This is a genomic window from Pseudoalteromonas sp. S3260, assembly GCF_005886925.1.
In the GTDB taxonomy this organism is placed as follows: Bacteria; Pseudomonadota; Gammaproteobacteria; order Enterobacterales; family Alteromonadaceae; genus Pseudoalteromonas; species Pseudoalteromonas tetraodonis.
Window position 1 is genome coordinate 1 of the sequence record NZ_PNCV01000109.1, and the last position, 893, is coordinate 893.

1 protein-coding gene is annotated in these 893 nt (G+C 35.1%); it reads left to right on the plus strand.

Annotation, left to right across the window (positions count from 1 at the left end; translation table 11 throughout):
• The first annotated feature begins 228 nt into the window (after positions 1-228).
• On the plus strand, positions 229-876 hold the full coding sequence (locus CWC14_RS15400) for a P-loop NTPase fold protein (protein WP_171036859.1): 648 nt from the start codon (positions 229-231) through the stop codon (positions 874-876).
• The last annotated feature ends 17 nt before the right edge of the window (positions 877-893 follow it).

Genomic DNA, 893 nt, shown 5'->3' on the forward strand with positions numbered 1-893 from the left:
GGTATATTTCACCAGCTCAATATGAAACAGACTACTATGATAATTTAAACAAGTCAGGTAAAGTGGCCTGACTTAAACAAACTGGTCTCCGATGAACTCGGGGCGATTCATTGGCTTTTTGGAACGCCACCCACAACTGGTGATATTTTTAAAAGGAATAGCAATGACACTATTTCAGAAACTATTGAAATTAACAAAGAAGTAGGTGCCTATGAGTTACAGCAAGCATTGGAGTCCTTTGTTTTTGAGATCCCAGATGAAAAACGATTTATTTTAGTTCTGGATAACTTGGACCGTGTAACTAAAGAAAAATTGAGAGAAGTGTGGAGTGATATTGAAGTATTTACTTCTATAGCCCAAACTAAAATACAATTATTAATTCCTTATTCAATTACACATGTTGCATCTTCATTATCCTCGGATGAAACCGAAGGAATGGAGTTTATCTCAAAAAGAATTCCAATATCATTTAGGGTTGCTCCAATACTATCAGCAGACTGGAAAAGCAGTTGTTCTGATATGATTGCAGAGACAGGAATTACCGTTAAAAATGAAGAGTTAAAAGGAATTCTGAAGCTCATAGATCTATGGACTTATGCTTTTAATACCCAAGTCACCCCTCGTTATATGAAGAAGCTGATAAATTCAGTAGTTAGTATTTTAGCAACACATAGTGAACGCATTAGTGTAATAACAGCATTTTATTATCAGTTATCAGTTCAAAATTCTGGGGTATCTTCAACTGAAGTGTTGGCCTCAGAATCAAAAAATCCAGCCTTTCAAGATAAACTAAAAGAAAGTAAGAAAATAATTGAGCGTATTATTGATTTCGAATTGTGGTCTAAAGAACTAGTCTCAATACATTATTTGTCGTAAGCGTCCGGCCAACCACA